Annotated in this window: 17 protein-coding genes and 2 tRNA genes; 14 read left to right on the forward strand and 5 right to left on the reverse strand. The window is 38.5% G+C overall.

Annotated elements, in window-relative coordinates:
• Window positions 1-64 precede the first annotated feature (64 nt).
• The 3 genes from ACU1LP_RS16785 to ACU1LP_RS16795 all read left to right on the forward strand — a co-directional run bounded on the left by ACU1LP_RS16785 (window position 65) and on the right by ACU1LP_RS16795 (window position 5,873).
• Window positions 65-499, forward strand: a complete 435-nt coding sequence (locus ACU1LP_RS16785; RefSeq protein WP_445734271.1) for a copper resistance protein CopD — start codon at window positions 65-67, stop codon at window positions 497-499.
• 268 nt (window positions 500-767) lie between these two features.
• Window positions 768-3,548, forward strand: coding sequence for an aconitate hydratase AcnA (acnA, locus tag ACU1LP_RS16790; RefSeq protein ID WP_445736845.1), 2,781 nt, complete (start codon window positions 768-770; stop codon window positions 3,546-3,548).
• Between the two features lie 576 nt (window positions 3,549-4,124).
• On the forward strand, window positions 4,125-5,873 hold the full coding sequence (locus ACU1LP_RS16795; protein WP_445736846.1) for a thiamine pyrophosphate-dependent enzyme: 1,749 nt from the start codon (window positions 4,125-4,127) through the stop codon (window positions 5,871-5,873).
• Between the two features lie 36 nt (window positions 5,874-5,909).
• Here ACU1LP_RS16795 and ACU1LP_RS16800 read toward each other — a convergent pair whose 3' ends face one another.
• The 4 genes from ACU1LP_RS16800 to ACU1LP_RS16815 form a co-directional block, all read right to left on the reverse strand.
• On the reverse strand, window positions 5,910-6,047 hold the full coding sequence (locus ACU1LP_RS16800) for a FeoB-associated Cys-rich membrane protein (protein ID WP_445732594.1): 138 nt from the start codon (window positions 6,045-6,047) through the stop codon (window positions 5,910-5,912).
• A 178-nt stretch (window positions 6,048-6,225) separates the two neighbouring features.
• A complete protein-coding gene (gene feoB, locus ACU1LP_RS16805) occupies window positions 6,226-8,325 on the reverse strand; it encodes a ferrous iron transport protein B (RefSeq protein ID WP_445736847.1) in 2,100 nt (699 codons plus the stop codon).
• On the reverse strand, window positions 8,322-8,552 hold the full coding sequence (locus tag ACU1LP_RS16810; RefSeq protein WP_445732596.1) for a FeoA family protein: 231 nt from the start codon (window positions 8,550-8,552) through the stop codon (window positions 8,322-8,324). The genes feoB and ACU1LP_RS16810 overlap by 4 nt, the downstream gene beginning before the upstream one ends.
• Before the next feature lie 143 nt (window positions 8,553-8,695).
• Window positions 8,696-9,364 (reverse strand): SCO family protein, encoded by a 669-nt coding sequence (locus tag ACU1LP_RS16815; RefSeq protein ID WP_445732597.1) that lies wholly within the window; start codon window positions 9,362-9,364, stop codon window positions 8,696-8,698.
• A 482-nt stretch (window positions 9,365-9,846) separates the two neighbouring features.
• Between ACU1LP_RS16815 and rseP the strand changes: the two genes are divergently transcribed.
• The 11 genes from rseP (at window position 9,847) to ACU1LP_RS16870 (ending at window position 20,811) form a co-directional block, all read left to right on the forward strand.
• Window positions 9,847-11,178 (forward strand): RIP metalloprotease RseP, encoded by a 1,332-nt coding sequence (gene rseP / locus ACU1LP_RS16820; RefSeq protein WP_445734735.1) that lies wholly within the window; start codon window positions 9,847-9,849, stop codon window positions 11,176-11,178.
• A gap of 74 nt (window positions 11,179-11,252) precedes the next feature.
• Window positions 11,253-11,326, forward strand: a tRNA-Asn gene (locus ACU1LP_RS16825).
• Between the two features lie 49 nt (window positions 11,327-11,375).
• A tRNA-Arg gene (locus ACU1LP_RS16830) sits at window positions 11,376-11,447 on the forward strand.
• 771 nt (window positions 11,448-12,218) lie between these two features.
• The gene (locus tag ACU1LP_RS16835) at window positions 12,219-12,785 is read left to right on the forward strand and encodes a Crp/Fnr family transcriptional regulator (RefSeq protein ID WP_445734736.1); all 567 of its coding nucleotides are present in this window, start codon (window positions 12,219-12,221) and stop codon (window positions 12,783-12,785) included.
• Between the two features lie 91 nt (window positions 12,786-12,876).
• Window positions 12,877-14,259, forward strand: a complete 1,383-nt coding sequence (locus ACU1LP_RS16840) for a TolC family protein (RefSeq protein WP_445736848.1) — start codon at window positions 12,877-12,879, stop codon at window positions 14,257-14,259.
• 15 nt (window positions 14,260-14,274) lie between these two features.
• Window positions 14,275-15,237, forward strand: coding sequence for an HlyD family secretion protein (locus ACU1LP_RS16845; RefSeq protein ID WP_445736849.1), 963 nt, complete (start codon window positions 14,275-14,277; stop codon window positions 15,235-15,237).
• A 95-nt stretch (window positions 15,238-15,332) separates the two neighbouring features.
• Window positions 15,333-16,517, forward strand: a complete 1,185-nt coding sequence (locus ACU1LP_RS16850) for an ABC transporter permease (protein ID WP_445736850.1) — start codon at window positions 15,333-15,335, stop codon at window positions 16,515-16,517.
• A gap of 728 nt (window positions 16,518-17,245) precedes the next feature.
• Window positions 17,246-17,824 carry a TetR/AcrR family transcriptional regulator gene (locus tag ACU1LP_RS16855; protein ID WP_445736851.1) on the forward strand — a complete coding sequence of 193 codons (579 nt, stop codon included), beginning with the start codon at window positions 17,246-17,248 and terminating at the stop codon, window positions 17,822-17,824.
• Between the two features lie 11 nt (window positions 17,825-17,835).
• A complete protein-coding gene (locus ACU1LP_RS16860; RefSeq protein WP_445736852.1) occupies window positions 17,836-18,837 on the forward strand; it encodes an NADP-dependent oxidoreductase in 1,002 nt (333 codons plus the stop codon).
• A 14-nt stretch (window positions 18,838-18,851) separates the two neighbouring features.
• Window positions 18,852-20,012 carry an iron-containing alcohol dehydrogenase gene (locus ACU1LP_RS16865; RefSeq protein WP_445733068.1) on the forward strand — a complete coding sequence of 387 codons (1,161 nt, stop codon included), beginning with the start codon at window positions 18,852-18,854 and terminating at the stop codon, window positions 20,010-20,012.
• Window positions 20,013-20,133: 121 nt separating this feature from the next.
• A complete protein-coding gene (locus ACU1LP_RS16870; RefSeq protein ID WP_445736853.1) occupies window positions 20,134-20,811 on the forward strand; it encodes a type 1 glutamine amidotransferase domain-containing protein in 678 nt (225 codons plus the stop codon).
• A gap of 165 nt (window positions 20,812-20,976) precedes the next feature.
• Here ACU1LP_RS16870 and ACU1LP_RS16875 read toward each other — a convergent pair whose 3' ends face one another.
• Window positions 20,977-21,690: an NUDIX hydrolase gene (locus ACU1LP_RS16875; protein WP_445733066.1), complete on the reverse strand. Its 714-nt coding sequence runs from the start codon at window positions 21,688-21,690 to the stop codon at window positions 20,977-20,979.
• Window positions 21,691-21,788: the final 98 nt, after the last annotated feature.

The following is a 21,788-nucleotide window of genomic DNA, read 5'->3' on the forward strand; positions in this document are numbered from 1 at the left end:
GTGATATTTAAATACTTGTCAATGGTAAGTTCTCTATCAAAAAAAAAACTAAAAAGTAAAAAGAATGTTTAAATGGTTACTTATATTTCATGTATTGGGCGCCACAATATGGATTGGTGGCCATTTAGTTTTATGCCTTCGGTATTTGCCGGAGGCCTTGCGAACAAAAAATCCTGGGATAATAAAATCCTTTGAAAGTAAATTTGAGACCATAGGGCTCCCGGCTTTAGCGATTCAACTAATCACTGGTATTTGGATGGCAATTTCAATTTACCATGTTAATCTATTTGGGTTTGCCAATCCTATGGAAACAGCAATAACCATTAAATTAATCCTGTTATTGATTATTGTTTTGTTGGCTGTTCACGCACGTCTTTTTGTGTTTCCAAAATTAAACGGAGAAAATTTATGGTTTTTAGGGTTACACATCATAGCGGTAACAACTATTAGCGTTTTAATGCTTTACTTTGGTGTTTCAGTGCGCTTTGGCGGTGTTTAAAATATGTAATTTGTTTTGCTATAAAGTGAAAAACATTCATAGCAAATGGTGTTGCGATACCGCTTTTTATTTCTATATTTAAGCATCGGTATTTTAAAAATGGGGCGAAAGCCTGCTAATCATCATTTTTATTAATTGAAAATGAGGTCAAATTTAAAAAGACTCTAAAACCAGTTTAAAACAGGCACTTATACGTGTCGTCCTCTATTTCTTCAATACGGGTTGTTGCTTATATAATTTAAGAATTTATCTAAAAAATATTATACCTATGGATTGCTTTCATATAAAAAAAACATTAAAAGTTAATGAAAAAGAATATACCTATTATAGTCTTTCTGAGCTACAAAAACAGGGGTATGCTATTGATACATTACCGTTTTCTATCCGGATTTTATTAGAAAACGCCTTACGGAACCACGATGATTTTGCGGTAACCAAAGATCATATTGAAACCCTATTGCATTGGCAACCAAAAAGTACAGATAAAGATATTCCGTTTAAGCCTGCACGTGTATTAATGCAAGATTTTACAGGCGTTCCTGCGGTAGTTGACATTGCAGCACTTCGTGCAGAGGTTGCAAGAAAAGGAAAAGACCCCAATACCATCAATCCGCTTATACCTGTTGATTTGGTTATAGACCATTCAGTGCAAGTTGACTATTTTGGCACCGAATACGCCTATGAACGCAATATGGATAAGGAATACGAACGGAATAAAGAACGGTACCAATTTTTAAAATGGGCACAAAATTCCTTTGATAACTTTACAGTAGTCCCTCCTGGCATGGGAATTTGTCACCAAATAAATCTTGAATATCTGTCAAAAGGCGTCATTGAGCGCAATGGTGAAGTTTTTCCCGATACTTTGGTAGGAACAGATAGCCATACACCCATGGTAAATGGTATTGGTGTTGTAGCTTGGGGCGTTGGGGGTATTGAGGCCGAAGCCGCAATATTAGGACAGCCCCTCTATTTTATTATGCCCGAGGTTATAGGTTTAAAACTTACAGGTAAACTTCCGTTGGGCTCTACGGCAACCGATTTGGTGTTGACCATAGCAGAATTACTACGTAAACATGGTGTAGTAGGAAAGTTTGTTGAGGTTTTTGGATCTGGATTAGATCATCTTTCAGTGCCAGACCGAGCAACCATAGGGAATATGTCCCCCGAATTCGGTAGCACTATTACGTATTTTCCTATAGATGATAAAACCTTGGAATATATGCGGAAAAGCAATCGTTCTGAAGCACAAATACTTTTGGTGGAAACTTATTGCAAAACCAACATGTTATGGCGAGAAAATGAAGATAAAATTACTTATACAGATGTTTTAGAGCTAAATATTTCAACCGTAGAACCTACCGTTGCAGGTCCTAAACGCCCACAGGATAAAATTTTATTAAAAAACTTTAAGAACAAATTTATCGAGTTGTTGGACAAGGGATTTAATAGAGCCTATGTTACGCAAGACGAACGTGATATGGAGCGCTCCATTAAGCGGTTTGAAGGCGAAGGTGGCGATTTGCCTTTATCTAAAGCCGAGGTAAGGAAATTCCAAGCCAAAATCGAAACTAAAGATGGTAGCAACTTAAAAACAGTTTGGATACAACGCGGTCAAGAAAAGTTTATGCTTTCAGATGGTTCGGTAGTTATAGCGGCCATAACCTCATGTACCAATACCTCAAACCCGTTTGTAATGGTTGGCGCAGGCTTGGTGGCCCGAAAAGCGAGAGAACATGGCATTCATGTAAAGTCTTGGGTAAAAACCTCCCTTGCTCCAGGCTCTAAAGTAGTAACTGATTATCTTGAAAAAGCCGATTTAATGAAAGATTTAGAAGCACTTCAATTTCATTTAGCGGGTTACGGTTGTACCTCGTGCATTGGTAATTCGGGACCTTTACCACCACAAATAGCCGAAGCTGTTGATGCACATAATTTGATTGTAGCTTCGGTGCTTTCTGGAAACCGAAATTTTGAAGCTAGAATTCATCCGCAGGTAAAAATGAACTTTTTAATGTCGCCTATGCTTGTGGTGGCCTATGCCATTGCTGGCCGCGTGGATATTGATTTAATTAACGAGCCATTAAGTTACGATTCTAACCAAGAACCCGTTTATTTAAAAGACATTTGGCCAACAGATGATGAAATAAACGACATTTTAAGTCGGGTTTTATCGCCCGGGGATTTCGCAAAAAACTATGATAAAATTTTTGAAGGCAACGCCATTTGGAGGCAACTTGAAGTGCCTACCGAAAAACTATATGCGTGGGATAGCAATTCAACTTATATTAAGGAAATTCCTTTTTTTCGAGGTATTTCAGAACAGCCCAATCCGTTAGCAGATATTGCAAATGCACGGGCATTGTTGGTGTTGGGCGATAGTATTACCACAGACCATATTTCGCCTGCGGGCGCTTTCAGTGAAGACTCGGCAGCTGGTCAATACTTATTGCAGCAAGGGGTCAAAAAAGAAAATTTCAATTCGTACGGCTCGCGCAGGGGAAACGATGAAGTGATGGTACGCGGCACGTTTGCCAATGTTCGAATTAAAAATAAGTTAGCAGACCAAGAAGGCGGATATACCAAGCATTTGCCTTCGGGAAAAACCATGACGGTTTACGGTGCATCAGCAAAATATAAAGAAGAACAAACCCCCTTATTGGTTTTGGCAGGCAAAGAATACGGAAGTGGCTCGTCGCGTGATTGGGCAGCAAAAGGCACTTTTTTATTAGGAATACAATGCGTATTGGCCGAGAGTTACGAACGTATCCACAGAAGCAACCTTGTAGGTCTGGGCGTATTGCCGTTACAGTATAAAACAGGTGAATCCGCAAACAGCTTAGGATTAAGAGGATCAGAACTATTTACAATAACAGGAATAGCAAATAATTTGAAGCCGCAAAAGGAAGTCGAAATCAGTGCTAAAGATGATTCTGGTAAAATTATAATGTTTAAGGCCATTGCGCGACTCGATTCGTTAATAGAAATAGAATACTACCGCAACGGCGGTATTTTACAATATGTACTGCGTGAGTTTTTGAAAAAATAGGGTTTTTATGAGTGAAAATCAGCAAGCCAAACAACTAAGGCCCATGGGGCATTCTACGCATACCCTTTGATGCGTTTGTTGCAATGTCAAAAACAAAAAATCAAGAAGAGTTCTATATTTATGGAAGGAAGCAGAGTATCCAGTCTGTTTGTTTTTTCCTCTTTCAATTTACAGAATACCCAAGAGGATTTAATCTTTTTCGGTTTTAATTCCCGGAGGCTCTACCTTGTCTTTGTTGTTGTTTTTTTTTGGAATTTGGAATTTTCTTTTTTTGGTCCTGATGGGCCCCTATCGGGATGAATACCTTGTGGACCATGCCCGAGATAGTTTATTTGGAAAATAAAATATCAAAGGTTTTTATCGTAAAACTTGTAGCAAAAAAAATATTCTCTTAATTTTAAAGAAAAATAAACATACACCTTAATCTTAACAAAAGGGCTTGCCTCCTACACTTTACGCAAAAAACATGAGGATTTAAAAGTTGATGGTAAGGCTATCTTAAAAAAGCAATTAGTTGCCAATCTTTTTTTTTGAATTTATGTGCATTCCCAAAAAGTTGAATTAACAATATATACCATGAACGTAGCAAAACAAATATTAAAAATTTTAGAAGAAGTAGGTGTTACCCAAATTTGGGGCGTTACAGGCGACGCACTCAATGCCTTTACGGATGCATTGCAAGGGGATGATTTCAATATTAAATGGAATGCCGTGCGCCATGAAGAAAACGGTGCGTTTGCTGCTGGCGCCGAGGCTCAAATAACAGGAAATCTTGCTGTTTGTGCAGGAACTGTTGGTCCAGGGACCTTGCATTTGATCAATGGCTTATACAACGCTAAAAAAGAGCGCGTGCCAGTGCTTGCCCTTAGTGGCCAAGTTGCACGTGTAAACATGGGCACCAACCATTTTCAAGAAGTAGGACTGACAAAAATATTTGATGATGTATGTGCCTACCAAGCAGTGATCCGTTCCGCAGAAGAAGCCCCAAGAGTTGTGCTACGTGCCATACAAGTAGCTTTAGAGCAAAATGCGGTGGTACGTGTTGAAATACCTATGGATATTGCCACCGAAAAAGCCGCAGGAGATCATTTTATACATCCTGTAATTAAATCGCACGCCGTTTTGATGCCCAGCGATAGCGATATAGAAAAAATAGCTGCCGTATTGAACTCCGCAAAAAAAGTCACCATTTTTGCTGGAGCAGGTTGTAAAGACTGTAAAGAGCAGGTGCTGCAGCTTTCAGAAAAATTGAAAGCACCCATAGCACATACGTTACGGGCTTCGGATATATTCCATAAAAACGATAAAAACATAGTTGGTATGACAGGGTTGATAGGAAACCCCAGCGGTTATCAAGCGGTCATGGCTGCCGATGTTTTACTTATGCTTGGAACCGATTTTCCATATACAAATTTTCTGCCCGATGATAGCACTATTATTCAAATAGATAAACGTCTTGAAAATATAGGGAACCGGGCAAAAGTGTCCTTCGGCGTTCATGGAGATTGTGGTGCTTCTTTGGCTAAGTTGCTTCCTAAAATAACCATAAATGAAAATGATACGTTTTTAAACCGTTTGAGTGAAAATTTCAATGAATGGAAAAATAAAAAAGCCAACTCTGACAATTATAACAAAGCCACGCAACCCATCCATCCACAATTATTTATTCAGGAAATTGATAAACAAGCCGCTAGCGATGCTTGTTTTATAGTAGATGTTGGAGAGAGTACCATTTGGGTGGCACATCATTTAACATTTTATGGCACCCGAAAGTTGCAGGGATCTTTTAACCATGGCTCTATGGCGGTAGGTTTTCCCGCCGCCATGGGCATTCAATCGGTTAATCCAAAAAGACAGGTTTGGGCAATTGTTGGCGATGGCGCATTCGGAATGTGCATGAACGATTTTATAACAGCAGTTAGGTACAACTGGCCAGTAAAAATTTTGGTGTACAATAACAGTCAACTCGGGTTTGTTAAAATTGAACAGGAAGAGGCCGGATATGCCTATTCAGATAAAGCTTTAAGCTTAACCAACCCCAATTTTGCTGAATATGCAAAACTTTGTGGAGGTGATGGCATTCGTGTTGAAGATGCCCATGCTATTCCGCAAGCCATTGAAATGGCCATAAAATCTACCAAACCTTTTATCATTGATGCCGTTACCAATCCTGGTGAATTGGCCTTGCCCCCCCACATAACTTTAGAACAGGCTTGGGGGTTTGGAAAATCGAAAGTAAAAGAAATTTTATTAGCCCTGAAAGGCGAAAAAGAACAAACAAAAAACTTAATGGACGAACTTAAAAGCATATTGAATAAACTTTAAAATCAATGGGATAAAGGACTAACCCAAAAAAAGCAATCAATGGCAACCACAGCCATCATCGCCACCACACGATTTTTTAGAAGCAGATTTTTTCCAAAAGAATTTTTTGACCAGAAAGAACAAAGCAAATGCGAGTGCTGAAATAACGAGTATGTTTTGAAGTATGGTGTTCATAAGTTCATCTAAATCTTCCCAAAGAAAAGACCTTTATTTATTGTTTGTCGTTTTAAATACGAAATCCTTAAATCTCCTCCTTTTTTAAGTTGGTGTACACCATTTCCGTCCCTGCCGGACATACCGAAATAAATCCGGCACAGGCCCTTTCTTTTTAAAGGGAAGGAATTTTTATTGGTTATTTCAATAACTGAAAAGCAATTAAAGCTACAAAATAAGCAAAACCACTCATAATCACTAATTGTAAAACCGGCCATTTCCAACTATTGGTTTCCCGTTTTACAATGGCCAGAGTACTCATGCACTGCATAGCAAAGGCATAAAACAAGAGTAATGAAATACCCGAGGCAAATGTAAACAAGGGACCACCTAAAATAGGATTGACCTCTGCGGCCATTCGGCTTTTTATGGTGGCTTCGTCATTATTTCCAACGCTATAAATAGTTGCCAGCGTGCCCACAAAAACCTCGCGGGCAGCAAAACTGCTTAGAATGGCAATGCCAATTTTCCAATCGTAACCCAGTGGCCTGATAACAGGTTCAATAGCACGACCTGTAATACCTAAATATGAATGCTCCAATTTGTAAGATGCCAGATGCTGATTTATTTCTTCCTCAGATAATTGTTGCGATGCGTATTCCTTTTCAACAATGGTTTCGGCATTGTTAAACGGTTCCCCAGGGCCATAAGAGGCTAAGAACCAAAGCACAATGGAGATAGCCAGAATGATTTTTCCTGCACCATAAATAAATGCTTTTGTTTTTTCAACCACGGTTAAAACCACATTTTTAAATAGGGGCAATTTGTAATTTGGCATTTCGACCACAAAAAATGTCTTGCTTTTTATTTTTAATATTTTGTTCAATATATAAGCTGAAATAACCGCAGAAGCAAAGCCAATAAAGTACAAAAGCATCAGGGTCAATGCTTGATAGCCCAACCCAAGAAATCGGCCTTCAGGGATAATGAGCGCTATTATGATCAAATATACCGGCAATCGGGCAGAACAGGTAATAAACGGGGTAACTAAAATGGTTATTAGTCGTTCTTTCCAACTTTCAATGTTTCTGGTAGCCATAATAGCCGGAATAGCGCAAGCAGTACCAGAAATAAGGGGCACCACACTTTTACCGCTCAACCCAAAACGGCGCATCACCCTATCCATTAAAAACACCACACGGCTCATATAACCGCTTTCTTCAAGTACAGCAATAAACAAGAATAAAAAGGCTATTTGTGGAATAAAAATCACGATGCCACCAAGCCCAGGGATGATGCCTTCAGCCAATAAATTTCTGAAAGGACCTGCGGGGATTTGATTTTTAGTCCATTCGCTCAGCGATGCAAATGCGCTATCAATAAAGTCCATGGGCACGCTGGACCAATCGTAAATAGCTTGGAAAATAGTCAACAGTATCACGAAAAAGATAAGATACCCCCATACTTTGTGGGTCAACACACGGTCTAGTTTACTGCGTAAATCTTTAGCTTGTGAAGCATCAATGGTTTGCCCTTCTTTAAGTACATGATTAATGAACTGATACCGTTTGATGGTCTCTTTTTGCTGCAAACGTTTTAAATCGGCTTTACTTTTGGTTTTAAAATTGGCGACCGCATCAATTTCCTTTCGGTCTGTTTTTCCAAAATTTACATCTTGGGTAATAACCAACCACAATTTATATAGCAATTGATTTGGGAATGCCTTTTGCAGATTTTCAAAATAGTCTTTATCAATCTCCGAGGCGTTGATACATGGCGCTACCGAAATGTCCTTATAATTTGAAATAAGATGCTTTAAATTTTCAATACCTTCCTTTTTTCGGGTACTTATAAGTGCGATTTTAGTTTGAAGATGCGTTTCTAAATAGTCAATGTCCAACGAAATGCCTTTGTAGCGCATTCTATCTACCATATTAATAGCCAAAATAGCGGGTATTTCTAAATCCTTAATTTGGGTAAAAAGCAGTAAGTTCCTTTTTAAGTTTTCAACATCACTAACCACAACGGCCACATCGGGAAAATCTTTGTCGTTTCTATTTAAAAGCAATTCAATAACCACATTTTCATCAAGCGACGAAGCATTTAAGCTGTACGTACCGGGCAAATCGATAATATGTGCCTTAACGCCACGTGGCAGTTTGCAAATACCTTCCTTTTTTTCAACCGTAATGCCCGGGTAGTTCCCCACTTTTTGGTTCAGTCCGGTAAGCGCATTAAAAACGGAGGTTTTACCCGTATTGGGATTGCCTATTAGGGCCACATTTATTTGTTTACTCATATTTCTTTTTCAATTAAAATATGGGTAGCAGTCTCTTTTCTAATGGCTAAATGGGTGCCGTTAATATTTAAGTACATGGGGTCTTTGAATGGCGCCAACTGAACAAGCTCGACCAAATTACCCGGTAAGCATCCCATTTCCAGAAGTTTTAATGGTATGTGGATGGACGAAACATCCAGTATAATGGCGCGTTCACCCCGTTTTAAGTCTGCTAATGTGTTTTGCACTCTTATTTAGATTGATTTTAAAGAAGCAAAAGTAAGGTAAATAGTTTCAAGTTCAAAGTTTCAGGTTCAAAGTTTTCGGTGGCAGTCGCAGTCGCAGTTTTCAGTCGCTTTTTCAGTCATCTGTCTTCGGTCTCCCATCCCTTTTACTGCTCCTTCTTCAAAACTTCAATATCCTCCAATAAACGACTTATGGCATCCGGATTCGTACCATCATAAAACCCGCGGATTTGGCGCTTTTTATCAATAAGCATAAAGTTTTCGGTATGAATCATATCGAAGGGTCCGCCATCGCCGTTATCTTTCACGGCTAAATAACTCTTTCTTGCCAATTCGTAAATTTGTTTTTTATCGCCTGTAACCAAATTCCATTTGGCATCATTTACCCCTTTCTCTAAAGCATACTTTTTAAGTTGTGCCACCGAATCAATTTCCGGGGTCACCGAATGCGAAAGCAATAATACATCCTTATCATCAATAAGTTCTTTTTGAATCTGGGCCATGTGGCTGGTCATAATCGGGCAAATAGTTTGGCAGGTAGTAAAAAAGAAATCGGCAACATAAATTTTATTCTTATAATCGTCTTGGGTAACGGTTTTTCCATTTTGATTGATTAAAGAAAAATCGGCGATTTTATGATACTTTTTTTGATATTGAAGGGTACTATCAACCAACTCCGTACTTACCATAGCCGGTTGGTAAATGGGAAGCGGTTGATAAACATTTAGTGTGTTATAAATGATGGCGACTATAATAACCGATATAACCAAAAAAACAATTCCGAAGCGTTTATAATCTTTAAAAAAGGAAAGCATTTGTTATATTTTAAGACTTATCAGTAAGAATGGAGTGCAAAAATACGACACATCAGTAATAAATAGGTTTTTTTAACAATCAAAATTGGTTTAAAACTGCCTTAAAAAGAAAAATCACAAAAAATGAAAAGACTGCTTCCATCCGTATTCTGTTTGTTCACTTTGAGTTTTTTTTGGACAGGATTGTAATAAATTATTTACTAAGATTCAAGAAACTGAAGCCCAATGAAACTTAAACCGTTTATAAAAACCTAATATTCAGAGTTTTCAGAAATCCAAATATTCAATGCGCTTGGCCAATTGATATATAAATCGGCATGGTCGATGTGTCTTCATTGTCTTTCGGGGTGCTTTTTGTTAAATTACATACCAATCAAGGAGTAATTAATAAATCGGTGTTAAAAAACCAAGTAAAGCATTCATAAGTTTTCAAAATGATGTTAAAAGCTTACTTTTGTGCGATTATAAAAAAAACCTAATACATGTCAGTATTTTTAATAAAAGCGGGGCAACTATTATTGAGCCTTTCCATACTTGTCGTTTTACACGAATTGGGGCATTTTATCCCTGCAAAATTATTTAAAACCAGGGTAGAAAAATTCTATTTGTTTTTTGATGTCAAGTTTTCACTGTTTAAAAAGAAAATTGGCGATACCGTTTATGGTATTGGTTGGTTGCCTTTGGGCGGCTATGTTAAAATATCTGGTATGATAGATGAAAGTATGGATACCGAGCAAATGGCATTACCGCCACAGCCTTGGGAATTCCGTTCCAAACCAGCATGGCAACGCTTAATTATTATGCTTGGAGGGGTGACGGTCAATTTTATTTTGGCATTCTTTTTATTTATGATGATGCTTTTTGTTTGGGGCACAAATTATTCCACCAAAGATGATATTAAATATGGCTTTGGAGTAGCAAAAACCTTAGAAACCTATGGCTTTCAACAAGGCGATAAAGTGATATCGGTTAACGGTAAGCCTTTTGAAGCGCTTTCTATAGACATCAATAAATACTTAATGTTCAGAAAGGTTGATAATGTTAAAGTGGAACATCCTGATGGTTCAACTGAAAACATCCAACTTCCAGAGGATATTGGAACAAAGCTTTTTGAAGCGGGCGATATACCTGCGTTAGCGCCTCGTTACCCATTTCAATTAGATTCTGTGGTTGCAGATTCGCCGGCAGAAAAAGCGGGATTGCAAGCAAACGACAAGATTATTGCCGTTAATGGGCAACCAATAACCTATTATACTGATTTAACCTATCAAATTAAAAACAACCCTAGTGGTAAACTAAATGTAGAAGTTGGGCGCGACAATGAAACTAAAAACTTAACCATTACACAAGGCGAAGATAAACTTATAGGTGTCGTTTCAAAAGTTACCGATTTGGATTATGTTAAATTAAACGAACGAGAGTACACTGTTTCTGAGAGTATAACAGGTGGTTTAAGCCAGGGTTATTGGGAAGTTAAAGATTACCTTGCGCAGTTCAAGTATATTTTTACTAAAAAAGGAGCCGCACAAATTGGTGGATTTGCAGCTATTGGGAATATGTTTCCAGCCACTTGGAACTGGCATGCCTTTTGGTATTTAACAGCTTTTTTGTCCATTATGCTTGCCGTGTTGAACCTATTGCCCATACCGGCTTTAGATGGCGGCCATGTGATGTTTTTACTATACGAAATGGTATCAGGCAGAAAACCAGGGGACAAGTTTATGGAATATGCGCAAATGTTAGGTTTCTTTTTATTGATCGCTTTGGTTTTGTTTGCAAATGGCAACGATATTTTTAAAGCCATTTTTAAATAAATTTTTTGAAATTTATATTTGCAATAACTAAAAATATATATATATTTGCGCTCGCTTAAGCGAAAAGATAACACTCCTCCTTAGCTCAGTTGGTTAGAGCATTTGACTGTTAATCAAAGGGTCCTTGGTTCGAGCCCAAGAGGGGGAGCAAGTTAACAGAGAGCCATTCAATAAATTGAGTGGCTTTTTCAGTTTCAGGCTCCATAGTTCAAGGGATAGAACAAAAGTTTCCTAAACTTTAGATTCAGGTTCGAATCCTGATGGAGTCACTGGTTTTAAGGGATTAGATAACTATGGACTTGTTTTTTACAGGTCTTTTTTTGTTTAAAAAGCTAATTTAAAACCGCAGTTGCATCTGTTAAGCCAAGGAAACAAAATACTGTCCAAAAAAAGCCAAGACAAGGAAATGTTAAAACAAAAACAGGAAAAAGCAAGCAGAATCGGAGTCAGAAATGTTAAAATTCCATTAGAAAATTAATTTTAAATTGACAAATTAATTGCTTGCGGATTTAAGGTATTATAACAACGAGAGAAGGTACCAAAGTCTCGACGATGAGACGCTCTCAACAGTTTATCAACAAAGAAAGGAGAAAGCGGCATGATGGCACGAAAGAGGAAAATAGGGTTTTCAACAAAAAGGGCAGGTTATGGGTCTCCCCCCGGACCCCCCTCTTCTGACACCATCATTAAACTTATTTTTAAAGGTTTATTGTCCTAAGGATGGGGGGAAGTATAATAATTGCTTTTAGAGTAAACTAATTCAGCGGTAACTAATTCGCTTAACACTTTTGGTAATATTGGGTTTCGTAAAGACTTCATAAGTGTTCCGTAAAAGGTGAATTAAAAGAGACCATAAATGGGAAGTTAGTAGATTAAAGTTTTGTACTTTGGTAAAAGAGTCCAAAAAACGGCCGTTTTATAGGACTTTAAAATCGTTTTCAATAATTCATATGGGCTTGATAGGGTCACTAACTATATATATCCCTATATTGACCAACAACATATATGATTATTTTAATGCATTAACAAATTAGTGTTTAATGACTATTACCGACTACCTTACAACATTGGTACCATTCTCCCACGATGAACTCAATGACATACTCTCTTATTTTGAAAAGGAATACATCCCGAAAAATAAAGTGTTACTAAAAGAAGGTCAGGTTTGCCATACCTTATATTTTGTGGAACAGGGTATGGGAAGAAGTTATTACCTAAAAGAAGAAGGGAAGGAAATAACGCAATGGTTCTTTGGAGAGGGTAAATTTATGACCAGCGCAGACAGCTTCTTTAATCAAAGCCCTAGCCGTTACTATTTGGAGATTTTGGAAGATTCAATTGTCTATAGTATTTCCTATAAAAAATTGGACTTATTATTAGCAAAATACCACAAAATGGAAAAATTTGCTAGACTCTTGTCCATAGAAATGCTTACGAAAATTGTGCGAAAACTGAATGCCATCCAGTTCCAGACTGCCAGGGAACGCTATGATTATATGATCTCTGAATTCCCGGATATTTCCCATCGTGTTCCCTTAGGCTATATTGCTTCTTACCTTGGGATGACACAGGAAACACTGAGTCGCATCAGAAGAAATGATTTTTAAATGAGTTCTATTTATTATTTTTTTGATATAAATCAAATCGACTTAATGATTTTATCAAGACCTTTGCATTGCAATTTTAAAATCATTTTCAATGTACCCAAACATAGCAAGACCAAGTATCCTCTTCATTGCCCTGGCGTGGTTCGTTCCGGCTATGTCCATGGCGCAACAGCTGGATCCAATTCTAAAGGAACTTATAAGTAAAGGATTGGATAAAAGCCATAGTATCAACGTTCATGATCTTGATACCGAACAGGCAAAAGTCGATCAAAATTTGGCCAAGACCGTATTCCTGCCCAAAGTGACTCTCAATGGGAGCTTCACGCGATTGAATGACGACATCACTTTTGACGATGACACCCAAAACCTCTTGATCGGAACACAAAAACTTCTTATCAAAGAAGCCATTGGTATTCCCTTTTACGATCCATTTCCAGGAAATATCCCTTTAAAAGAGGTTCCTAATCTGCAAAACAAGAATATCTTGAAATCATCCGTGGATTTAGACTGGGTGCTCTTTAGCGGACTTGAAGTTACCAATGCTATCCAAGCGAGTAAACATAAAGAGGCTTCGTTGAATTATGTAGGAAATGCCGAAAAGGATAAAATTGCTTTAAAAATCATAGAGACTTATGATAAACTGGCGTTGGTATATGCCTCCAAACGTGTACTAACTACTTCTGAAAATTACTTGAACGAACAAGAATTCTACGTAAAAAAAGCTATTGGAAATGGTTTGGCAACTCCTATAAGTCGAAAAAAAATTGAATTGGCACAGCAACAATTAGCTTCAAAGGAATTGGAATTTAATCATAATAAAACGGTATTGATAGAAGTGCTGCACCAACTCACTGGTGAAAGCAGGGAGAATTTAGCCCTGCTCGATCCGCAATTGCAGTCTTTTTCAACCACTTCGGTATCAGGCACTGAAAAACGTAATGAAATAAAAGCATTGGAGGAAGCCGAAAAAGCGTCACTTTATAAATCTAAAATGGAAAAAAGCAATTTTATACCAAAGCTTGCCTTAAAGGGACATTATGAATTTATAGAAGATGACCTCTCCTTGCTAGACCCAATATGGTTTATTGGGGCTGGCATTAAATGGAATGTGTTCGATGGTTTTCAGTCCCAGTTAAAAAGTAAAAAATCCACAATTGAAAGCCAGAAATATAGGGAACAAATAGAAGAAGCCGAGGAAATGATAGCATTAAGCATCATCGAGGCACAACTCACCTATGAGTCCTCCCTTCAAAATACCAAAATAGTCCAAAAAGAAATCGATCTGGCCAGTGCCACGTATAACATGGTCGATAAACAATTCAAAAACAACCTGGCTCCCATAAATGACGTACTTGATGCGTTGACCGATTTGGAAAAAGCCAATTTTAAATTGCAGGAGTCTTTTTTCGGTCAGCGAAGAGCTATAGCAAACCTGCTACATGCCAAAGGCATACTTACCTCCTTTTACAATTAAAACAGCATAAAGAAAATGAACACAATCAGAAATATTTTTATAGGCAGTATCGCAATCATAGTCTTAAATTCTTGCGGAAACACTGATTCAATTACCCCGTACAGGGGCAAGGTTAAATTTGAAACCATCTCCATAAGTAGCAAACTGGCGGGCAGAATCAGCAAAATTTATGTAGAAGAAGGCCAGGATGTAAAAAAAGGGGACACGCTTGCCCTTATCGATATTCCGGAAATCAATGCAAAAATGACACAAGCAAATGGTGCCATCAGAGCTGCGCAGGGCCAATTGGACATGGCTTATAACGGTGCTACCAAGGACCAATTAAACCAAATCAATGGCCAACTAAATTCCGGTAAGGCCCAATTGGAATTCGCAAAGGAATCCTTCAACAGAATGCAAGCCATGTATCAGGATTCTTTAATAACCCAACAACAATTTGATGAAGTAAAAATGAAACTGGATATTGCAAAAGCACAAGTAAACGCGCTGGAGGCAAAGCGTAACGAGGCCATAAATAGTGCCAGAATAGAGCAGATAGATCAAGCAAAAGGGCAACTGGATCGTGCCATTGGCGCCAAGGATGAAGTTGTTTCCGCTTCCAATGAAAAATATGTAATTGCACCTACTAATATGTCAGTGGAAACCATTAGCCTAAAGGAAGGGGAATTGCTTTCGCCCGGTTTTACGCTGTTCAATGGTTATGAAAAGAGCCGTATGTATTTCCGCTTTACAGTACCCGAATCAAAAGTGTACGATTTTGAAGTGGGCAAACCCCTAACACTTATCAACCCTTATACCAAAGAAGAGATCAATGCTAAAATTGTAGCCATAAAGCAACTGGCGCAGTACGCCGAAATTACAAGCACAGCACCTTTATACGAACTGTCCGAATCTATTTATGAGTTGAAGGTAGTCCCAACTTCCAGTAGCACCAGCCACTCGTATTATGCAAATGCGACCATCCTAATTAAAAAGTAAAGGGCATGAAACGAGCATGCTAAAAGCTTCATTGCCCAAGGGAATGATTAATAGCGAACAGCATGTGTCCTATAAAAAACAATAAATATAAACACATGAAAAAATTTTTAAGATTACTCCGCATAGAGTTTAAGCGTATTTTTTCAAATGATGTAGTGCTCGCTATCTTTTTTGGAGCACCCATTCTCTACGGTATTTTATTCGGTTATGTATATCAGCAAGCAAAGGTGGTAAATCTGCCTATTGTGATTATAGATCAGGACCACAGCCCTACCACTGATAAAATTATCGATGCCTTTGAGGACAATGAAGCATTATTGGTAAAAGATCTGCGGTACACCCCTGGCAATATTATGGAAGAAATGCCTCTGGAACAATATGCGGCAGTGATTACTTTGCCATTTAATTTTGAAGCGGACATCCTGCAAAAACGACATCCCGAAATACGGGTCGATCTGAACATGGCCAATATTTTGAATGCCAATACAACCAGCAAGAACATACAATCGGTCTTGCTGACAATAAACGCAGGAATAGAAATAGAGGGACTTAAAAAACAAGGCCTGCACCCCAACCAGGCCTTGGCCGCTTATGAAAGCTTTAAGATTAATTTTAATAAACTATATAATTCCGCTGGAAACTATGTGACTTTTATGCTTCCCGGTTTACTTGCCGCCATCATGCAACAGGTTATATTCTTGGCGTTGGCATTGGTTTTTGCCAGGGATTTTGAAGATGGGTATTTTGGGAATCTGGTACAGGAAAGTAAATGGTCTTTGTATCATATCGTTCTTAAATCCGCCCCATTTTTACTAATGATCCCTTTTATGTGGATTATTGTAAGTCTGTTGATACCCTATTTTAATATTGATGCGGCCATTTACAATTTTCCTATGCTGGTTTTGGCAACGCTGTTAACCTTGGCTTCCATGTTTATAGGCATGTTGTTTTCCATTGCCATCCCAAGCCAATTAAAAGCCACCGAACTTTTGATGGTAATTTCCACACCGGCTTTTATACTCAGTGGGTTTACCTGGCCAACACTGGCATTTCCCGATGCCATTGCGAACATTGCCCAATATATTCCATCGACGCAGTTTTTGAGTGGATTCAGGAAAATAGCTTTTTACGGAGGGGATCTATCATCCATTAAACCAGAAATAAATATGTTATTGCTTATCATATTGGTAACATTCCTGGCTATGGTCGCATTGCTACAATTCAAGATATACTCGTTTAGGAGAAAACAAAACGGTCTTTTAAACGAAACTCAAAGCTAGTGTTGTGTTAAGCCTGTTGTCTCGGTTAAGCCGCCGTTATTTTTTGTCAGATCAAGACAAAAAATTATTGCATAGCCGTAGCTACGGAATCATTTTTTAACGCAGAGCTGGCGAAAAAGAACAAGGCTTGGGCCGGCTAAAACAGGCTTAACACAACGCTTGATCAAATGAAAGAAGAAAAACCGAAGCGTGACAGCGACAGAAAGTATTCCTCCGATGTTCTTGGAGATAGGTTTGGCAAAGTAACATTATCGCTCTAGAGAAACTGGTCCATAAAAAGATGTTTGGATGGATTACAGACAATTTTAATCCCCTCCAGTGGGTTTTGATACCCCGGATCTTGCATCGAATAAACAGGCATTTTCCTGTTCATACCTTGTGGGCTTGCCCCGAGGTTCTTGATTAAGAGTACAATGCTGCCTAGCAAATGAAACGCCCATGGTCAAATTTTATTCACACAGGGAAATGATTGTCAAAGCGTTCCATCTTACCTATAAAAAAATATAAACAGATGGAAAAGAAGTAAGAACAACATATAGTCAGAATTCTATTGGCAATTTGGTTTATGTGGGATATGGCCACTTAAGTTTATGCCTAGACCAAACAGTTATTTTTTTGTGACCGTTCAGCACCACTTTAAGGATAGGGTTAAATAAAAGTTAAACTATGATACAAAAAATGAATGAACGTTCATTTTTTTCATATATTTGCATCAGAATCAAAAAGTCATGAGCGCAGTTCCAAAAAGCCAGATCAAAAAAGAAGCACTTGTAAGAGCTACCATAAACCTTGTAAACAACAATGGTTTTCATGCGGCCCCTATGGCCAAGATCGCTAAGATGGCAGAGGTTTCCCCAGGAACCATCTACCTCTATTTCGAAAATAAACAAGACCTAATAAATCAAGTCTATATCGACGTGAAGGCTGCATTTAGCAAATTCGCTTTTAAGGATTACCAAGAAGATTTTTCGGTAGAAAAAGGTTTTGAAAATATCTGGAAGAATATTGCCGAATTCAAATTAAAAGAAGTTGAAGAAGCCATGTTTCTGTCTCAATGCGATAACACACCCATGATAGATGAACCCAGCAGAAAGGAAGGCTTAAAACACCTGCAACCTTTGTTGAACCTTTGGGAACGCGGGCAAAAGGAAGGGATCATTAAACCGGTTTCCCCTTATATGCTTTATGCATTCAGCATCTATCCTATCGCTTTTTTAATGAACATGCAACAGCGTGGGCTCTATGAATTAACACCGGTACATATAAATGAAGCCTATGAAATGGCATGGAACAGTATAAAAATTTAAAATAAAAAACGATGAAAACAACAAGAACGATAAATTTAAGGAACAGACCAAAAGGAAGGCCCGAGTTAACGGATTTTGACTTTACCACTTCAGAAATACCGGAATTAAAGGACGGAGAGGTTTTGCTAAGCTCTAAATATGTTTCTGTAGACCCCTATTTAAGAGGTAGAATGAGCGATGCGCCATCCTATATCGAGCCTTTTGAACTCGATAAACCAATGGCTTCCGGTATGATTGCTGAAGTATTGGAATCTAAGAATAGTAACTTTAGTACAGGAGACTTCGTGTCTGGGATGCTACAATGGAAAGAAACACAGATAGCAAAAGCCGATGGGCTTATTAAGGTCGATCCAAATAAAGCACCCCTTTCTGCATATCTTGGAATTTTGGGCATGACAGGGCTTACCGCCTATCTTGGGCTAACGGAAATAGGAAAGCCTAAAAAAGGGGAGACCCTAATCGTATCCGGTGCAGCGGGTGCTGTGGGTAGCGTCGTGGGCCAAATAGGGAAAATCCTTGGCTTACGGGTAGTGGGAATTGCCGGGACCGATGAAAAGGTTGACATGCTCAAATCCGAATTCGGTTTTGATGAAGGTATCAATTACAACACCACTGAAAATATGACCGAAGCCATTGCGAAGGCATGTCCCGATGGTGTCGATGTCTATTTTGACAATGTTGGTGGTGCCATCTCTGATGCTGTACTCTTCAACATCAATAAATTCTCCAGAACCGTTAACTGTGGCGCCATCTCTGTATACAACAACACCGAACTGCCAAAAAGCATTAGCGTACAACCATTTCTGGTAAAGAAAAGTTCTTCTATGCAAGGTTTCGTGATCTTCGATTATGTGGACAAACACCCTGAAGGCATCAAACAATTGTCAGCATGGTTACATCAGGACAAACTAAGCTATACTGAAACGATAAGAGAGGGATTTGAAAATATACCACAAGCCTTTTTGGATCTTTTTGACGGAAAGAACAAAGGGAAAATGGTAGTAAAACTATAAAAAAATAAACAGATATGAACAATTTTGAATTTAAGAACCCAACCAAAATATTGTTTGGGAAAAGCCAAATAGAAAACATTAAAAGTGAAATCCCTAAGGATGCCAAAGTATTGATGTTGTATGGCGGGGGAAGCATTAAAAAGAATGGTATTTACGAACAGGTAATCACTGCGCTTGCAAACCACGAGGTTGTGGAATTCGGCGGGATTCCTGCAAACCCGGAATATGCCGTCCTTATGAAGGCGCTAAACGTGATAAAAGCGAAAAATATCACCTATTTGCTGGCTGTTGGAGGAGGGTCTGTGATAGACGGTACCAAATTCCTTTCTGCTGCCGCCTTATACGAAGGTAAAGAGCCTTGGGATATACTTACCAATAATATCCCTACGCTTAAAGGCATGCCTTTTGGAACGGTACTGACCTTACCGGCTACAGGATCTGAAATGAACTCCGGAGCCGTAATCACCAGGGAAGACACCAAAGAGAAACTGGCCATGGGAGGCGCAGGATTATTCCCTGAATTCTCGGTACTGGATCCGCAGGTGATACACTCTATCCCTCACAGGCAATTGGTAAATGGAATTACCGATGCTTTTACACATGTTTTGGAACAATACCTTACCTATCCTGCCGGCGCCAATCTTCAGGATAGATTTTCAGAAAGTATTCTCCAAACGCTTATAGAAGTGGCTCCTAAAATCCTGGAAGACCAGACAGACTACGCGGCAGCTTCCAATTTTATGTGGAGTTGTACGATGGCCCTTAACGGCCTGATCCAGAAAGGAGTTCCAACAGACTGGGCAGTACATGCCATGGGGCATGAACTTACCGCCCTTTACGGGATTGACCACGCACGAACCCTGGCGGTGATCGCACCGAGTCATTATGAGTATAATTTTGAATCGAAAAAAGAAAAACTGGCACAATATGGCGAGCGCGTTTGGAATATTACCGAAGGATCTACAGAAGATAAAGCAAGAGCTGCGATTAAAAGAACAGAAGCTTTCTTTAATGAGCTGGGAATAGACACCAAACTATCCCAATATACCGAAGATTATGAAGGTACTGCCGAGGAGATCTCAAAAAGATTTAAAGCCCGTGGCTGGGAAGGTCTTGGTGAACACAAAAACCTTACACCAAAAGATGCAGAGAAGATTGTAAAAATGGCATATTAAGGCATATTAAAATGAAAAAGATCACATTTCTGTTGTTGGCACTTAGCTTTAGTGGCTTTGTGGCAACCGCACAAACATTAAAAACACAAATAGAAAATAGTAACCCATAAAAATAAAGAATATGAACGTATTATTTGTACTGACATCCCATGACCAATTGGGAGACACTGGAAAGAAAACCGGATTTTGGATCGAGGAGTTTGCAGCGCCTTATTACAACTTGCTTGATAAGGATGTAAAAATAACCGTGGCAACGCCAAAAGGTGGAAAAGCGCCTATTGACCCTAGCAGTGATACCGAGGATGCCCAAACCGAGGACACCAAACGTTTTAAAAACGATGAAGCTGCACAAAAAGTGATTGACAACACTAAAAAGCTATCCGAAGTGAACGCGGAAGATTTCGACGCCATCTTCTATCCGGGTGGCCATGGCCCGCTTTGGGACCTTGCCGAAGATAAAACGTCCATAGCGTTGATCGAAACTTTTAATGAACAGGAAAAACCGATCGCTTTTGTATGTCATGCACCGGCTGCTTTAAAAGCTGTGAAAAATGCTGAAGGAGAACCCTTGGTAAAAGGAAAAAAAGTCACAGGGTTTACCAATTCTGAAGAAGAGGCAGTACAGTTAACCCATGTGGTTCCATTTTTAGTGGAAGATATGCTGAAGGAAAATGGAGGCATTTACTCCAAAGCAGCTGATTGGAATGTTCATGTGGTTAAGGACGGAAATTTGATTACCGGACAAAACCCGGCATCTTCCAATAAAGTGGCCGATACATTATACGCGTTGATTAAATAACAACAGCGCACTTATTTTACAGCCTGTAGCCCTTAGGGATACAGGCTTAATCCATGAAATAGATTTGATACAACTGTTGCTGCTTGGTTAATTTGTAACTAGTTGCCATTCTTGATTATATGCCTATAAAAATTAGAAAAAGTTTAAATGATTTCTTCGAAAAAATCACTTAAACAATGAAAAGTTAAATCCGTCTTCTTCTAATTTTTTATATTTTCTGTAGTCAAATTTATAAAGAAAAGCCCCTTTTTTAGAACCCGATCTATCTTTTTCATTTAATGGAATAAGCAGATTTAATGACAATACTTTTTTTCTAAAGTTTCTTGAATCCAACGTTTTTTGATGGATGACTTCATACAGATTCTGTAATTGGGGAATGGTAAATTTTTTGGGTAATAGTTCAAAACCAATGGGATAAAACTTAGATTTTCTTCGCAGCCTGTCCAAAGCATCCTTAACCATGTCGTCATGGTCTAAAACAAGTTGAGGAAGTTTATCAACCTCATACCATAAGGCACCATGTTTTTCAACCAATTTTTTGTCATATTCCTGAATTCGAATTAAAGCATATTGTGCGATGGAAATACATCGGGCACCCATGTCTCTGTCTACCTCGGTGTAGGTTTTAAGTTCTTCCATAAAAATATGGTCTAAGCCTGTAATTTCCTCAAGAACCCGACGCGCTGCTTTGTTGGCATTTTCATTGGGTTTAACAAAACTTCCAATAAGCGATAAAACACCTTTAAAGGGCTTTACACGTCTTTCAAAAACAAGTAGTTTTAAAATGCCATCGTCAAAACCAAATATAATACAATCGGTCGCAATATAAATTTTCTCTTCATTTGCGTACCAATCTTTTATATGTTCTTGAGTTGTCATTATTTATTGATTTAAAAAATGGTAACTAATCAGTTTTCAAACTGAAATTCATTTTTAGCGATAAGTTTCAACGCTTCTGATACGTTCATTCCATTTTT

Source organism: Mariniflexile sp. (assembly GCF_052728615.1).

Bases quoted from the DNA above. Each gene is read 5' to 3' on its own strand.
- ACU1LP_RS16785 (WP_445734271.1), top strand. From the start codon at position 65: ATGTTTAAATGGTTACTTATATTTCATGTATTGGGCGCCACAATATGG.
- acnA (WP_445736845.1), top strand. From the start codon at position 768: ATGGATTGCTTTCATATAAAAAAAACATTAAAAGTTAATGAAAAAGAA.
- ACU1LP_RS16795 (WP_445736846.1), top strand. From the start codon at position 4,125: ATGAACGTAGCAAAACAAATATTAAAAATTTTAGAAGAAGTAGGTGTT.
- ACU1LP_RS16800 (WP_445732594.1), bottom strand. From the start codon at position 6,047: ATGAACACCATACTTCAAAACATACTCGTTATTTCAGCACTCGCATTT.
- feoB (WP_445736847.1), bottom strand. From the start codon at position 8,325: ATGAGTAAACAAATAAATGTGGCCCTAATAGGCAATCCCAATACGGGT.
- ACU1LP_RS16815 (WP_445732597.1), bottom strand. From the start codon at position 9,364: ATGCTTTCCTTTTTTAAAGATTATAAACGCTTCGGAATTGTTTTTTTG.
- rseP (WP_445734735.1), top strand. From the start codon at position 9,847: ATGTCAGTATTTTTAATAAAAGCGGGGCAACTATTATTGAGCCTTTCC.
- ACU1LP_RS16835 (WP_445734736.1), top strand. From the start codon at position 12,219: ATGACTATTACCGACTACCTTACAACATTGGTACCATTCTCCCACGAT.
- ACU1LP_RS16840 (WP_445736848.1), top strand. From the start codon at position 12,877: ATGTACCCAAACATAGCAAGACCAAGTATCCTCTTCATTGCCCTGGCG.
- ACU1LP_RS16845 (WP_445736849.1), top strand. From the start codon at position 14,275: ATGAACACAATCAGAAATATTTTTATAGGCAGTATCGCAATCATAGTC.
- ACU1LP_RS16850 (WP_445736850.1), top strand. From the start codon at position 15,333: ATGAAAAAATTTTTAAGATTACTCCGCATAGAGTTTAAGCGTATTTTT.
- ACU1LP_RS16855 (WP_445736851.1), top strand. From the start codon at position 17,246: ATGAGCGCAGTTCCAAAAAGCCAGATCAAAAAAGAAGCACTTGTAAGA.
- ACU1LP_RS16860 (WP_445736852.1), top strand. From the start codon at position 17,836: ATGAAAACAACAAGAACGATAAATTTAAGGAACAGACCAAAAGGAAGG.
- ACU1LP_RS16865 (WP_445733068.1), top strand. From the start codon at position 18,852: ATGAACAATTTTGAATTTAAGAACCCAACCAAAATATTGTTTGGGAAA.
- ACU1LP_RS16870 (WP_445736853.1), top strand. From the start codon at position 20,134: ATGAACGTATTATTTGTACTGACATCCCATGACCAATTGGGAGACACT.
- ACU1LP_RS16875 (WP_445733066.1), bottom strand. From the start codon at position 21,690: ATGACAACTCAAGAACATATAAAAGATTGGTACGCAAATGAAGAGAAA.